We start from the raw sequence: 14,992 nt of genomic DNA on the forward strand, positions 1-14,992 counted from the left end.
GTCGGCACCGGGGACGCCCCGCCCTGGACCGCGCGGGCCGGGGCCCGAGGCTCACCCCAGTCCGGGCAGGCTCCGCAACTCCCCTGTCCGCAGCAGCCGCGCCAGAAGCAGGAACAGCACGGCCATCGCCGTACCGCCCGCCGCCAAGGAGAGCGCCGGAGTCCAACTACCCACCGCCAGGCCCTGGTTGCAGATGCGGGCGAGGAGCCACCCGGCACCGCCGGCGGCGGTGGCGGCCACGGTCAGCTTCCCGTAGGTGCGACAGATCCGCCGTCCGTCGAGCAGTCCCTCGGTACGGCGCCGCAGGCGCAGCGCGGTCAGCAGCAGACCGATCCCGTACGACAGGGCGTAGGCGCCGGCCATCCCGGTGACCGCCCAGCGCGGGGGCAGCAGGAAGTGGCAGGCCACGGCCAGCGCGATGTTGACCGCCGAGATCAGTACCGCCATCCGGAACGGCGTGCGCGTGTCCTCGAAGGCGTAGAAGCCGCGCAGCAGCAGGTACTGGGCGGAGAAGGGGATCAGGCCGAGGCCGAAGGCCTGCAGCATGTGGCCCAGAGGGGCGGTGGACGCGGCGTCGGCGGAGCCGTGGGCGAAAAGGAGTTGAGCCGTCTGCGGACCGAAGGCGAGGAAGAAGAAGGCGGCCGGGACGATGACGACACCGCTGACCCGCAGCGCGCGCGACAGGTCCGCGCGCAGGTCGTCGAGGCGGTGCTCGGTCGCCGCCCGGCTCATGCGCGGGAGCAGCGCGGTCACCAGGGACACGGTCACGATCGACTGCGGCAGCATCCAGATCTGCTGGGCGTAGCTGTATGCGGTGTAGCCGACGCCGTCGCGGGGCCGGGCCGCGTCGGCGGCGGAGGCCAGCCGGGTCACCACCGTGCTCGCCGCCAGGTTGGTCAGCACGAACAGCAGTGTCCAGCGGGCCGCGTTGACGCTCTTGCGGAGCCCGGTTCCGCGCCAGTCGAAGCGCGGCCGGAACCGGAACCCGGCCGCCAGCGCGTAGGGGATCAGGGCGAGTGCCTGCACGGCGAGGGCGAGTGTGGTCCCGATGCCGAGGAGCCTGACCTGGGCGCCGGTGATGTCCGACACCTGTTCAGGCGCGGTCAGCAGGCCGAGGTAGAGGCCGAACATGGTGATCAGGACGACGTTGTTGAGGACCGGGGTCCACATCATCGCGCCGAACCGGTCCCGGGCGTTGAGGACCTGGCCGAAGATGCTGAAGACGCCGTAGAGGAAGATCTGCGGCAGCAGGAACCGGGCGAAGACGACGGTCAGTCGGAACGCGTCATGGGTTGCGGGCGTGTCGTGCTGGTAGACGCTGATGATCTCGGGGGCAGCCCAGGTGGCCAGCGCGGTGCCCACGCCGAGGACACACAGCACGAGTGTGACCAGTCGCTGCTCGAACGCGGCCCCGCCGTCGGGGTGTTCGGTCCTGGCCCGGACCAACTGGGGTACCAGGACGGAGTTCAGGGCGCCGCCGATGAGCAGGAAGTACAGGCTCGTCGGCACGGTGTTGGCCTGGTTGTACGTGGTGGCCAGCAGTCCGGTGCCCAGGGCCGCGGCCTGAAGTACCTGGCGTATCAGGCCGGTTGCGCGCGAGACCAGGGTTCCCGCCGCCATCAGCGCGGACGAACGCAGCAGTCCGCCCCCGCCTTCGGTCTTCCTTGGCGCGCCATGCCTGCGTCGGGTGCTCGACCGCTGTAACCGCTCGGGCGACGTCTCCTCGATCATGGACACAATCTACGACCCCGGGCAACGGCTCCGGCCGCGCCGCCCTCCGGTATGAGCCGGAGTGCGGGCGCGGCCGGGACCGTCAGGGACGGTCAGTCACGCGGGCTGCGGGTCAGGGGGTCAGCTGCCACTGCTCGATGTAGCCGACGTCGATCGCCGCGTGGTCCTGCACCCGCAACGTCCAGGTGCCGTTGACCGGTTGGGCGGAGGCGTCGACGGTGAAGGTCTGGTCGATGTTGTCGGCGGAGCCGCCCGCACGGTTCGACAGGGAGTAGACGGTGCCGTTCGGACCGACGAGGTCTACGGTCAGGTCGCCCCGGTAGGTGTGGACGATCTTGACGTAGACCTGGGTGGTGGCCGAGGCGTTGCCGTCGCGGCCGGTGACCGTGATCGGGGACTCCACGGCGGCGGCGTTGTCGGGGATGTCCACCCGGGTGCCGTTGGCGTAGATGTTCGCGACCCGCCAGGTGAAGGAGACGGTGGCGGTCGCGCCCGTGTCGTCGGTGACGGTCACCGTGACGTCACTGCTGCCGAGGGTGGTCGGGATGCCGGAGATCAGTCCGGTGCTGTCGATGGAGAGTCCGTCGGGCAGCCCCGTGGCCGAATAGGTCAGCCCCGCACCGGAGTTGGTGGTGTAGGCGCTCGTCTGGAGGGACACGGACTGTCCGACTCCGCTGATCTGTGCGGAGATCGGGGCCACGTTGACGCCGAGCGCGATCCGGCTGCCGACGTTGATCGCCGCCCACGCGTCGGCCACGGCGAGGTACGTCGGGCTGTACGCGCCGAAGAGGTCCGCCGCCGCCTGGAGGGTCGCGGTGCGGGCACCGGCGTAGTTGGTGGACGAGGTCATGTACGTGGTGAGCGCCCGGTACCAGACCTTCTGGGCGTTGTCGATGCCGATGCCGGCGACGGGCACGCCGTCGTAGGTGGGGCTGTCGTAGGAGACGCCGTTGACGGTCTTCGCGCCGCTGCCCTCGGACAGCAGGTAGAAGAGGTGGTTGGCCGGCCCCGAGGAGTAGTGGACGTCGACGCTGCCGAGCGTCGAGCTCCAGTAGTCGCGGGACGCGCCGTCCTTGGAGGGCTTGTCCATGTACCGCAGCGGTGTGCCGTTGCCGTTGATGTCGATCTTCTCGCCGACGAGGTAGTCGGGGACGTCGGCGGGCAGGTTCTCGTGGAACTCCACCGCGGCGGCGAAGATGTCCGAGGTGGCCTCGTTCAGGCCGCCCGACTCACCGGAGTAGGTGAGGCCGGCGGTCGCGGCGGTGACGCCGTGGGTCATCTCGTGCGCGGCCACGTCCAGCGCCGTCAGGGGGTGGGTGTTGCCCGAGCCGTCGCCGTAGGTCATGCAGAAGCAGGTGTCGGACCAGAAGGCGTTGACGTAGTTGCTGCCGTAGTGGGCCCGGCTGTAGGCGGCCACGCCGTCGTTGCGTATGCCGTTGCGGCCGAAAACGTCCTTGTAGTAGTCCCAGGTGGCCGCGGCGCCGAACGCGACGTCCACGCCCGCGGTCTGACGGTTGGTCGCGGTCCCGTCGCCCCAGACATCGTTGTCATCCGTAAACAGGGTGCCCGTACCCGAGGTGCCCTGGTTCAGGTCGTAGGTCTTGTGTCCGGCGCGGTCGCCGTCGACGAGCTGGTACGTCGAGGTGGCCGGGTCGAGCGTGGTGCTGAGCGGGACCGTTCCGTTGAACTGGCCGGTGCCGGTGCCGGTTTCGATGCCCTGGTACTGGAAGACGGGCTTGCCCGAGTCGGCGTCGGTGATCACGTGGAGTTCGCTGGGGGTGCCGTCGTCCTGGAAGCCGCCGACCACCGCCTCCCAGGCGAGGACGGGCTTGGCTCCGGCGGCCCAGACGACCAGGCGCGGTGCGCCGTCGAGCTTGGCGTCCTCGCCGCCCTTCTTGGCCGCGGCCACGAGCGCCTTGGCCTTCACCGTCGCCGATGTCACGTTCGGGGTGGTGTCCGCCAGCTTCAGGTCCGCCTTCGCGGCCTTCGTCACCGTGAGGCGGCCACTCTTGGCGTGGACGACCAGGTCGCCGCCGAGGACGGGCAGTCCGGCGTACGTCCGCTCGTAGCGGGTGTGGGTGGTGCCGTCGGCGTCCTGGGTGACGTCCTTGACGACGAGCTTCTCCTTGGCCCCGAGGCCGAGGTTCTTCGCCGTGCTCCTGACGGCCGCGCCCGCGCTCTTGAGGAGGGCGGCGTGCTTCGTCGGTGTCAGCGTGGCCGGGGCCGCTCCGGCCCGGGGGGTGGCCAGGATCTTCGCCGGGGCGTGGCCGCCGCCGGGAACCGCGGAGGCGGCGCCGGTCTGCATTCCGGCGGCCAGCAGGGTGCCGACTGCGGTGAGCACCAGAGCGGCGGTGTATCTGGGGTGGTGCGGATAACGGTCATGCCGGGTCAAGGCGTTCTCCTTATGTGGGGTGGTCGGACTCGGTGGAGTCCTGGAGAGCGGGTCGGGCCGGGGTACGGCCGTCCGGCGGCGCGCGGGTACGAGGAGGAAGGGTGAGGAGGAAGTGAACGCTCGGTGAGCGTGATGCACAGCAGAGTGGCATCGACCCCGCAGAATTGTCATGGCTATAACAAAGCAACGGCTCAAAATGACTGTTGCGTACTGCGGATCACTCACCCGGGCAACACTTTTCGGCCTCCCGTCGGACAGGTGCGCCACGCGGGAACACAAAGTGGTCGAACAGGTGGTTGAATGTCGACTCCGGCGGGTGATCCATACCCCAACTCGCGTACGGCGTATACGACTTGCCCCACCGCGGCAGCTACGCCACCAACACGGCACCATCCGTCCGTGAAGACGCTGGCATATGCCAGAAGCACCACCGGATCGGGTGTTGCCAAATCCCTTACAGGGCGTCGCGGGCTGTGCGACAGTCGTAACTGGTCCCTCCATCCGCCTTGGTCGAACCGTTCCCGCATCGGAGTGCGTCATGCCGTCCCATCTCTCTGCGGACCGCCCAGCCGCCCAGCCGCCCGCGCGCGGCTCGGTCGACGCGCTGATATCGCAGGCGCGGCAGCTCATGGGCGACGTGGACGCCGTACGGCGGGACGCGCAGCGGGACGGTTCGGATCCCCGCGAGCGGTGGCAGCGGGCGCTGTGCGATCTGGCGCTGCATCAACTCAACGACGTCGACGAGCACTTGGCCCAGCTGCGGGACGGCCCGCCGCCCGTGCCGGCGACCGTCGGGACACCACAAGCACCGGCTGCTCTACCGGAAGCGCCCCGAGCCGACTCGCTGCTCAGCCGGGTCGGCAGTGCCGAGTGGAATCTGCTGACGGACGCGGTGAGTTGGTCCGGGGAGCTGTACCAGATCCTCGGCCGCGATCCGGCCGCTCCCCCGCTCACCCTCGACGAACTGCCGTCCCTGGTCCTCGACGAGGACCGGCCCGGCCTGACGGCGATGGTCACGGACTGCCTGGTCGACGCCAAGCCGATCGACGGCGAGTTCCGCGTCGTACGGCCCGACGGCGCCGTACGGACCGTGCACATGATGGGCGAGCCCGTGCTCGACGCCGACGGTGGCACCGCCTCGATGTGGGCCGTGCTGCGGGACGTCAGCGAACTGCGCCGCAGCCAGCGGACGGTGAGCGAGACCCGTGACTCGCTGCAGCGCCACCGGCACCACGCGCAGACCGAGCGCCGGCTCGCGGTCGAGCTGCAGGAGGCCGTGCTGCCGCCGTGGCGCGGTTCTCTGCGGCTCCCGCACCAGGGGCCGGAGACACTGGACCTGGCCGCCCGCTATCTGCCCTCCTCGACCAACGCGCTGATCGGCGGCGATTGGTACGACGCGCTCCAACTCTCCGACGGCGCCACCCTGTTGAGCGTCGGCGACCTCACCGGACACGGGGTCGCCGTCACCTCGGGCATGGCGATGCTGCTCGGCGCCCTGCGCGGCATGGCGATGGCGGGCACCGAGCCCGGCCAACTGATGTCCTGGCTCAACCAGTTACTGGACGCCACCGTCCAACCGGCCCTGGGCAGCGCGGTGTGCTGCCGGTACCGGCCCGAGACCCGCACCCTGACCTGGGCGCAGGCAGGACACCCCGCCCCGCTGCTGTTCCGCGACGGGACGGGGCGCATGCTGAGCGCACCGGACGGCGTCCTGCTCGGCGCCACCTCGGGAGCGTCCTACGGACAGGCCGAGGAGATCCTCGAAGCGGGCGACGTACTCCTGCTGCACACGGACGGACTGGTGACCGGGCACGACAGGCCGGAGGCCGTGGACCGGCTCCTCGACCTGGCCCCGCGGTTCGGCGAGGCCCGCACCGCACAGGACTGCGTACGCATGGTCGTCGAGGAGTTCGGCGACTCCGCGCGCGAGGACGACGCCTGCGTGCTGGTCGCCAGGACCACCTGACAGGAAAGCGGCGGCACAACCTCCTTATGCCTGGGCGCTGTTGGCGTTCCTGGTCCGCGCGCTCCTGGACTGTGGCCTGGGCAGGGCGAGTTTGATCTCCTCCCGGAGCTCGTGGATCCTCGGGTAGTTGGAGTACTGGGCGGTGAGCCGGTACATCTCGCGCAGCCGGTCCCAGGTGCGGTGGGAGGAGTTCGATCCCATCGACGCCAGGGCCAACCGCGCGTACCTGTCGGCCTGTTCGGGGTCGTCCGCGATGAAGCAGGCGGAGGCCATCGACAGGAAGTCGAAGATCTTCGACCGCTGCCGTCCGTCGACCCGCAGCGCCAGCGCCTTCTCCGCGAAGTACTGGGCGTGCACGGCCGCTCCCGGCTCGTGCTCGGCCAGGGTGCGGTAGGCCAGGGCCTGCATGCCGTAGAGGTCCTCCTCCTTGAACGTCTGCATCCAGCTGGGGGACGGTACGTCGCCGCGGTCGGAGACGAAGAGGTCCTCCGCCTGGCCGAGGGTGCGGCGCATGGCCTGGCCCTTGCCCATCGACGCCTGTGCCCAGGCCTCGACGGTGTAGAGCATCGCCCGGGTACGCGGCAGCACCTCGTCGCCGGAACCGGTCTTGGCGAGTTTCATGAGATCGAGCGCGTCGTCGGGCCGGCCGAGGTGCACCATCTGACGGGCCGCCCGGGAGAGCGCCTCCCCGGCGCGGGGCCGGTCGCCGCCCTCACGGGCCGCGTGGGCGGCGATGACGAAGTACTTCTGGGCCGTGGGCTCCAGGCCGACGTCGTGCGACATCCAGCCCGCGAGTACGGCGAGATTGGCGGCGACGCCCCACAGGCGCCGCTGCAGATCGGCGGGGTGCCGGTAGGCCAGCATGCCGCCCACCTCGTTGAGCTGTCCCACCACGGCCTTGCGTTGCAGCCCGCCGCCGCGGGCCGCGTCCCAGGCTCGGAACACCTGGACGGACTCCTCCAGTTCCTCGATCTCCTGCGACCCGATGGGGGCGGCCTCATAGCGGTCGAACCCAGCGGGGTCGGCGTGCAGGGGATCGTCGAACCGGGGAGCGTCGGCGGAGAGAGTCGGATCGGAGTGCAGCCATGCGTACATGGCGCTGCTGAGTGCGGAGCCTGCGGCGAGCGCGGCGCCCGCGCCCACCAAGCCGCGTCGGTTGAGCATGAGGTCCATTCCCGTGAATTCGGTGAGGACCGCAGCTGTCCGTTCGGGCGCCCACGGCACACCGTCGGGATGTTCCACACTCCCGTCGTCGGGCCGTTTCCCCACACGCCCGTGCCGGACCAGACCGAGGTCCTCGATGGTCACGACACGGCCGAGACGCTCGGTGAACAGGGCCGCCAGCACCCGCGGCACCGGATCGCGCGGGATCTCTCCCGTGTCGATCCAACGCCGTACCCGCGAGGTGTCGGTCGAGAGCTGGGGGTGGCCCATGGCCGCCGCCTGCCGGTTGACCAGCCGCGCGAGTTCGCCCTTGGACCAGCCGGCCAGGCCGAACAGGTCCGAGAGACGGGAGTTGGGTTGTCCGTTCACGTCAAGCCCCCAGGTTCTCGGCTGACTTGAACATAGCCCGGTGCGCTGTGCCGGGCGACTATTCGCCAGGGTTCGCCAGGGTGCGCCAGATGGTGTGCCACTGCGCATCTGGTGTCAGGTAGGAACGCGCCACCCCGACCCGGTCACCGAGGGACATTCCCCAGGATGCACCTGCGGGACCGGGCCGGGTAGCGCGCTTGCTTGGACAGGCACTGCAGGCACACGAAGGGATCTGTCTCTCCCATGTACACAGCATCGTCCTCCGTGTCCGCCCCGCCCCGGTCGCTGCACCCCCGCCCGGGCGCCGGCGGCCCCTACCTCGACCCGGCGCGCCCGGCGGCCGGCCCCGTGCTCGGTGCGGGCAGGCCGCGGCGCGTTCCGGGGCTCGGCACCCAACCGCTCAGCGGGAGACTCGACTTGTCCGGCCCTCAGGGCGCCCAGCTGCGTACGGCGATCGCGTCGGTGCACCGGATCTGTCCGGAGTTCGCTCCGGTGCAGGTGCTACGCCGCAACGGGCGCTCCGTGCTCCTGGTCGGAACGACCGGACGCAGCACGGCCGTAGCGAAGTGTTTACTGGACCACTCCCCCGCGTGGGCCGAGCGGATCCGGCATGAAATAGCGGCGTACCGCTCGTTCGTCCGGCACCGCCCCCCGGTGCGGGTGCCGCGACTGATCGCGGCGGACCCCGACAACTGCACGCTCGTCATCGAGCGGATGCCGGGCCGGGTGGCGGCGCTGCACCGGCACCCGGCGGAGGCCCCGCCGCGGGCGGACATCAGGGCGGCGCTCGGCGCGATCTGCCGGCTCAACGCCTGGCGGCCGCCGGCGGGCACCTTCGACGCCCCGCTGGACTACGCGGCCCGGATCTCCCGCTATCACGAGCTGGGGCTGCTCACCGACCGGGACATGGGAGACCTGCAGAAGCTGCTGCACGGCATCGCGCACTCGGCGGGCCGCGGGGGCATGGGCCAGTTCTGCCACGGCGACGCCCTGCTGTCCAACATCCTCCTCTCACCGGCCGGTCCAGTGCTGGTGGACTGGGAGCACGCGGGCTGGTACCTGCCGGGCTACGACCTCGCCACGCTGTGGGCGGTCCTCGGGGACGCTCCGGTGGCCCGGCGGCAGATCAGCCAGATCGCGCAGTCGGCGGGACCGGCGTCGCGTGACGCCTTCCTGGTGAACCTGATGCTGGTGCTGACCCGGGAGATCCGCACCTACGAGATGGCCGTGCAGCGTTCGATGCACGACACGACCCCGGCGGCACCGGGAGCAGCCCACCCGGGTGCTGCGCCGTCCGGCGAGGAACAACGGCTGCTGCTGAGGCGGCTGCACGACGACTGCCAGTTGGCCCGACGGGCCGTGCGTGCGGCGGTCGGCACTCGCTGACGGGGACGGGGTCCGCAGTGCGCCCTTCAGCGGCGCACCGCGGACCCTCGTGTGTCTCGGCCACCTGTGCGTCCCCCGCGCACGACTCGCCCATTGGTGTAGTCCACTGACGCCCCGCAGGCCCGAAAGCCTCCGCCACGAAACTCCTCCCATCCCCTGTTGACAAGGGAAATCGCCTCCCTCTGGGCATGATTGACGGATCGTCGGCCAGCCGGTACCACTGACGCACGCCCGGCCCCGAACGGATCGTCACACCCCCACCGTCCCAGGAGGCTGCATTGCGAGGATCCCCGACCGACCCCACCCGCGCTCCCGGGCACAGACGCGCGCGCAGAACCGCAGGCGCGCTCGCCGGCGCCGCCCTGCTGCTGCCCCTGCTGGGCGCGGCCCCCGCCGAGAACACCACCGGCTCCGCAGCCTCCACCCTCCAGCGGGCGTTCGCCTCGGCGTCCGCCGAGTACCACGTGCCTCAGACCGTGCTGCTGGCCGTCTCCTACCTCCAGTCCCGCTGGGACACGCACGGCGGAGCACCGAGCGTGACCGGCGGCTACGGCCCGATGCACCTCACGGACGCACGCACCGCGATCGCCACGACGGAGCACCTGAGCGAAGGCACCGAGGACCCGCGCGGTGACAGCGCCCGCGCGGCCCTGCACCCCACCGCGCAGCTCCCGGCGAACTCCCAACTCCCGGCCCGGCTGCGGACGTTGACGAAGGCGGCCGAGCTGACCGGACTTCCGGCCGCCGACCTCCGTAGCGACGAGGTCGCGAATGTGGCGGGCGGCGCCGCGCTGCTCGCCGACGCGCAGAAGGGCCTGGGCGAGCCGCTGAGCGCGGACCCCGCCGAGTGGTACGGCGCGATCGCGCGCTTCTCCGGCGCCGACGACACCGCGACGGCCGCCGCCTATGCCAACGATGTCTACGACGTCATCCACACCGGCGAGCAGCGCACCACGGACGCCGGGCAGCGGGTCGCTCTGGCCGCGCAGCCCGAACTCGCCCCCGACACCGCACAGTTGGCGGAATCCGGACTGCGCACGGTCTCCGCCGACGGCACGGAGTGCCCGAAGAAGGTGTCCTGCGAGTGGATCCCGGCGCCGTACGCCCAGTTCGGGGACAACGACTACGGCAACCACGACCTGGGCGACCGGCCCGCGTCGCAGAGCATCAAGTACATCGTCGTCCATGACACGGAAGGCCAGTGGGAGGGTGTCCTGAACCTGGTCCAGGACCCCACCTATGTGTCGTGGAACTACACGATCCGCTCCAGTGACGGTCTGATCGCCCAGCATGTGAAGGCCAAGGACGTGGCCTGGCACGCGGGCAACTGGTACATCAACGCCAAGTCGATCGGCATCGAGCACGAGGGCTTCCTCGCCGCGCCGGACGCCTGGTACACGGAGGCGATGTACCGCTCGTCGGCCCGGCTGGTGAAGTACCTGACGAAGAAGTACGGCATCCCGCTGGACCGGCAGCACATCCTCGGCCACGACAACGTGCCCGGGCCGACCACCTCCACCGTCCCCGGGATGCACACGGACCCGGGCCCGTACTGGGACTGGGCGCACTACTTCGCCCTGCTGGGCCACCCCTTCGAGCAGACCGGCAAGAAGAGCGGCGGCATGGTGACGATCCGTCCCGACTACACCGCCAACCAGCCGGTGTACACGGGCTGCGTCACCGCCGGCCAGCCGTGCGCGGTGCACGGTTCCAGCGAGGTGCGGCTGTACTCCGGGCCCGGCGAGACCTACCCGCTGATCAAGGACATCGGCCTCGGGACGACTCCGACGACCGGCGTCAACGACCTCTCCTCGCGGGTGTCCACCGGACAGCAGTACGCGGTGGCGGATCGTTCCGGCGACTGGACCGCGATCTGGTACCTGGGCCAGGAGGCCTGGTTCAAGAACCCGAAGAAGCATCCGACGGCGGTCGGGGCGGCCGGCTGGGTGATCACGCCGAAGGACGGTCTGGACAGCGTCCCCGTGTACGGCCGCGCCTACCCGGAGGCCTCGGCCTATCCGACGGGAGTGCCCGTCCAGGCGGTGTCCCCGCTGCCGTACACCCTGCCCAAGGGCCAGAAGTACGTGGTCGGCGGCAAGGTGCCCGGCGAGTACTACTACGCGGTCACCTTCACCACCGACTCGCACAAGGTCGTCGTAGGAAACGATCTCTACTACGAGATCCAGTACGGCCACCGGGTCGAGTTCGTCCGGGCCGCCGATGTGACGCTGGAGCGGTCGGGCCGGTAGCCGGGCCTCAGCCCTGCTGGAACAGTTCCGCCGGGAGCGGCTTCAGCAGGGCGTAGAGGTCGTCCGTGATGGGGCGGTCCCAGGCGGCGATGGTGACCAGCACGTTGTCGCTGCGGTCGAACTGGACGCAGGAGATCCGGCTCTCGGAGAGCTTGAGGCGGCGCACGATCAGCAGGTTGTCGCCCTGCATCACCGGCATGTCCTCGGTGTCCACGACGGTCACCTCCTCGTCGTTCTCCAGCGCGAGCAGCAGCTGCGCGACCTCGAAGGGGACCTCGTCCTCGGCGACGTCACGGGCCGGAGAGCCCTCGGGGAGGTTGCCGATGACCATCGCGGGGCCCCGGCCGCCGAACAGGTCGTACCGCAGGAACACGCCCTGGCAGGTGCCGTCGGGGGCGGGCAGCAGACCGGCGCCGAGGTTGCCGGGCCAGTCGCCCGGGTCCATGGCCAGCACATCGAATTCGGGGCCGGCGGGGGTGGCGCTGCGGCGGCGGAGGAACGACATGGAGACATGGTACGGGGTGCCGTTCGGCGATGGGCACGTGGTTTGGTGCCGGTTCCTTGTCGGGTGCGGGCTCGTCGTGGCTTGTCGCGCCGTTCCCCGCGCCCCTAGGGGGTTCGGCCTTCCGTTGGTTTGATCAGTGCCGTTTCCAGGCCTGTCCTGTCTGTGCCCAGTTTTTGGTAGGCCGCTGAGAGCAGGCGTACCGCCGACTGTTCGTCCGTGTCCAGTTCTACGGCGATCTCGTGGTCGGTGCTGCCGTGCGCGGCCAGGGTTGCCGCTGTGCGTTCGTCGGTGGTGAGGGTGTCCGTCTCGGTGCTGTGGAGGCGGCGGGGGCGCAGGCCGGCGGCGGCGAGTTCGGCTCGGGTGGTGTCGGCGAGGCCGTCGGCGCCGCACTGGACGGCGGTGTCGAGGCCTCGGTAGAGGTAGTCGGCGGCTTCCCTGGAGCGGCCGGTGCGGCGGAGTTCGGTGCCGAGGGCGACCAGTGCGCACGCCAACTCGTAGGCGGCCGGGGAGCGTTCGAGGTGGGAGACGGACTCCTCCAGGAGCTTGGCGCGGTCCGAGCCGGAGGAGACCTCGGCGGCGACGCGCAGGGCCTGGCCGATGGCGGACGGGGTGCCGAACTGGCGGGCGCGGGCGACCGCTTCGTGGGCGGTGGCGACGGCGCGCTCGGGGGTCTCGTGGCGTTCGGCGCGGGCGAGGTGGAGCTGCCAGGGGCACCAGGCGGGGTTGCGGATGCCGCGCGGGTCGAGGCGGCGGCCGGCGGCGGACAGTTCCTCGGCCGCTTCCTTGGTGAGGCCGCGGGCCAGCAGCAGCTCGCCGTACACGGTCTGGGCGTCGGGGAAGACGACGGCCGCGGGGAAGGGTTCCGCGAAGTCGTGGTCCTCGGCGAGCTGGGCGGCCTCCGCGACCCGGCCGCGGGCGAGCAGGACCTCGATGAGGATGCCGGTGCCGTACCAGTAGACGGGGGTGCCGGGGCCGACCCGCTCGGCGAGCCGGAGGCCCGCGCGGGCGAAGTCCTCGGCCTCGGCGAGCCGACCGCGCCGGTAGCGGAGGTAGCCGAGGAGGGTGTAGCCGAAGGCCAGGTGGGCGCCGCGCCAGCCCTGTTGCTCGAAGTCGGCGATGCCGGTGGCGAAGAGTTCCTCCGCGCGGCCCGGCCGGTCGCAGTACATGTGGGCGAGCGCGACCAGCACCGGTACTTCGAAGCCGCGGTCGGCCTCCGCCCAGCCGAGGCCGCCGTCCAGAGCGCGCTCGGCGTGGTGGAGGGCCACATGTGCGGGTTCACCACGGAGGACTGCGTCCCAGGTGCGCAGGCCGATGATGTACCGCTCGGTGAGGTCGCGGCCCTTGAGGCGGTCGGCGAGTTTGGTCAGGCGGCGGGAGCGCGAGGGGTGGTCGGGTTCGTCGGCGCGGAAGGCGTCCCACATGAACTGCTCGGAGAGCATGCGGAGTTTGACCCGGGCGTCGTCGGTGACGCGGATCTCGCGGGCGAGGGTGTCGGAGGCCTCGGCGAGGCGGTCGCTGTGCGCGAGGACCTGGGAGAGGCGGTAGACGATGTTCTGCCGCAGGCCCGCGTCGCTGATCGGTTCTTCGAGGGCGGCCCGGAGATGGTTGACGGTGGTCGCCGGTTCGGTGAGCAGGGAGGCGCTGCCCAGTTCGTAGAGGACGGCGGCCCGGTCGTCGAAGGGCGGGGGTTCGCGCAGGGCGCGGGCGAGGTAGCTGCGGGCCGTGTCGGGGGCGCCGGCGCGCAGGGTTTCGCCCGCTGCGGCGCGGAGTTGCTGGACCACCCAGTTGTCGCCGTCGGGGTGGGTCTCCATGAGGTGGCGGGCGGCGGCGGAGGGGCCCTGGCCGTCGTTGATGACGCACCAGGCGGCCTGGCCGTGCAGGGCCACGCGGACGCCGGAGGGGATGGCCCGGTAGACGGCGGTGGCGATGAGCGGGTGGACGAATTCGAGGGTGCCCGCGGCGGTCGGCGTACTGGTGAGGATGCGGGCGCCGCGCAGCGCCTCGGCGGCGTCGGCGGCTTCCTCGTGGCCGAGTCCGGCGACGGCGGCGGCGAGCGCCGGGCGGGTCTCGGTGCCGAGGACCGCGCAGGCCCAGGCGAAGCGGACGGTCGAGGTGCCGAGGCGTTCGAGGCGGGTGAGGAGGCCGCTGCCCTTGACGGCGGCGGCGAGATCCCGCAGCAGATAGGCGCCCGACTCGGTGGGGGGCAGGCCGCGGTCGTGGATCTTGGCGGTGAGTTCCACGGTCTCGAACGGGTTCCCGGCGGTGACCGCCCAGCACTCCCGGCAGAACGCGTCGTCGGCGTGCTCGCCCAGCGACTCGCGCACCAGGCCGGCGACGGCGTCGACGCTGAGCGGTTCGAGGTCGAGGGGACGGCCGCCGGCCCGGCCGGGCAGTCCCCTGAACGACTCTGCGTGGGCGGGGAGTTCGTCTGGGCGGTAGGCGACGACGACCAGCAGCGGGAGTTGTTCGGCGCGGGGCGCGAACGCGGCCAGCCAGCCCAGGGATTCGGGGTCGGCCCAGTGCGCGTCGTCGAGGACGAGCACCATCGGGGCGCGTTTCACCGCGAGGTGGGTGAGCACCCAGTCGAGGCCGTCGCGCAGGCCCTGCTGGTCGGGCGGGGAGCCTGCGGTGGGGGCGCACAGGCCGAGGGCCGGGCCGACGATGTCGTACCAACTCCCCAGCGCGGTACGGAGATCGGCGTCCGCGGAACCGGCGAACTGCGGTTGCAGCAGCTGGCGGGCGACATGGAAGGCGACGCGCTGTTCCTGGTCGCCGCCTCGCGCGGACAGCACGGTGCAGCCCTGTGCGGCGGCGCGGCGGCGCACCTCGGTGAGGAGGGTCGTCTTGCCGATGCCGGCCCGTCCCGCGAAGGCGAGCAGGGCGCCACGGGGCCGGTGTCCCGGCTCGGCGCCGTCCGTGCGCAGGCCGGTGAGCTCGCCCAACGCGTCGTCCACGGCGAGGAGTTCACCCTCCCGTTCGAAGAGCGTCCTGTTGCCGCGCGCACTCCGCTGTCCCATCCCATACCCCCTGCCACGGCGGGTGCGTCCGCGCGGGGAGCGAACGCATACCGTGAGCTACAGGGACCTCAGCGTACGCTTTCCGAGGGTGCGGTGGCCTGTTAGTCGACAAAGGCGTACTGGCCAGTTTCCTCGGGGGCGCGGTCCGGTTTTCCCGGGGGCGCGGTCCGGTTTTCCCGGGGGCGCGGTCCGGTTTTCCCGGGGGCGCGGTCC

Annotated in this window: 8 protein-coding genes; 3 read left to right on the forward strand and 5 right to left on the reverse strand. The window is 71.2% G+C overall.

The window, feature by feature from the left end; translation table 11 throughout:
• Positions 1 to 51 precede the first annotated feature (51 nt).
• Together murJ and ACWDEW_RS17750 are read right to left on the reverse strand one after the other, a co-directional pair.
• Positions 52 to 1,731 (reverse strand): murein biosynthesis integral membrane protein MurJ, encoded by a 1,680-nt coding sequence (gene murJ / locus ACWDEW_RS17745; protein WP_450513871.1) that lies wholly within the window; start codon positions 1,729 to 1,731, stop codon positions 52 to 54.
• A 112-nt stretch (positions 1,732 to 1,843) separates the two neighbouring features.
• On the reverse strand, positions 1,844 to 4,123 hold the full coding sequence (locus ACWDEW_RS17750; protein WP_450513873.1) for a M4 family metallopeptidase: 2,280 nt from the start codon (positions 4,121 to 4,123) through the stop codon (positions 1,844 to 1,846).
• Positions 4,124 to 4,661: 538 nt separating this feature from the next.
• On the opposite strand from ACWDEW_RS17750, the gene ACWDEW_RS17755 reads away from it, so the two are divergent.
• Positions 4,662 to 6,089, forward strand: coding sequence for a PP2C family protein-serine/threonine phosphatase (locus tag ACWDEW_RS17755; RefSeq protein ID WP_450513874.1), 1,428 nt, complete (start codon positions 4,662 to 4,664; stop codon positions 6,087 to 6,089).
• A gap of 24 nt (positions 6,090 to 6,113) precedes the next feature.
• Here the strand turns inward: ACWDEW_RS17755 and ACWDEW_RS17760 are convergent, their stop codons facing one another.
• Positions 6,114 to 7,622, reverse strand: a complete 1,509-nt coding sequence (locus tag ACWDEW_RS17760; RefSeq protein ID WP_381239624.1) for a DNA-binding protein NsdB — start codon at positions 7,620 to 7,622, stop codon at positions 6,114 to 6,116.
• Between the two features lie 243 nt (positions 7,623 to 7,865).
• Here ACWDEW_RS17760 and ACWDEW_RS17765 point away from each other — a divergent pair, with 243 nt between their 5' ends.
• Both ACWDEW_RS17765 and ACWDEW_RS17770 read left to right on the forward strand, forming a co-directional pair.
• Entirely contained in the window at positions 7,866 to 9,008 is a 1,143-nt protein-coding gene (locus ACWDEW_RS17765; protein WP_450513877.1) for an aminoglycoside phosphotransferase family protein, read from the forward strand.
• 278 nt (positions 9,009 to 9,286) lie between these two features.
• Positions 9,287 to 11,257 carry an N-acetylmuramoyl-L-alanine amidase gene (locus ACWDEW_RS17770; protein ID WP_450513879.1) on the forward strand — a complete coding sequence of 657 codons (1,971 nt, stop codon included), beginning with the start codon at positions 9,287 to 9,289 and terminating at the stop codon, positions 11,255 to 11,257.
• Between the two features lie 7 nt (positions 11,258 to 11,264).
• On the opposite strand, the gene ACWDEW_RS17775 is transcribed toward ACWDEW_RS17770, so the two are convergent.
• Complete coding sequence (locus ACWDEW_RS17775) at positions 11,265 to 11,762, reverse strand: hypothetical protein (protein WP_362978298.1); 498 nt, start codon at positions 11,760 to 11,762, stop codon at positions 11,265 to 11,267.
• Positions 11,763 to 11,866: 104 nt separating this feature from the next.
• A complete protein-coding gene (locus tag ACWDEW_RS17780; protein WP_450513881.1) occupies positions 11,867 to 14,779 on the reverse strand; it encodes an ATP-binding protein in 2,913 nt (970 codons plus the stop codon).
• Between the last annotated feature and the right edge of the window lie 213 nt (positions 14,780 to 14,992).

The sequence above is a fragment of the Streptomyces sp. NPDC001100 genome (assembly GCF_053598575.1).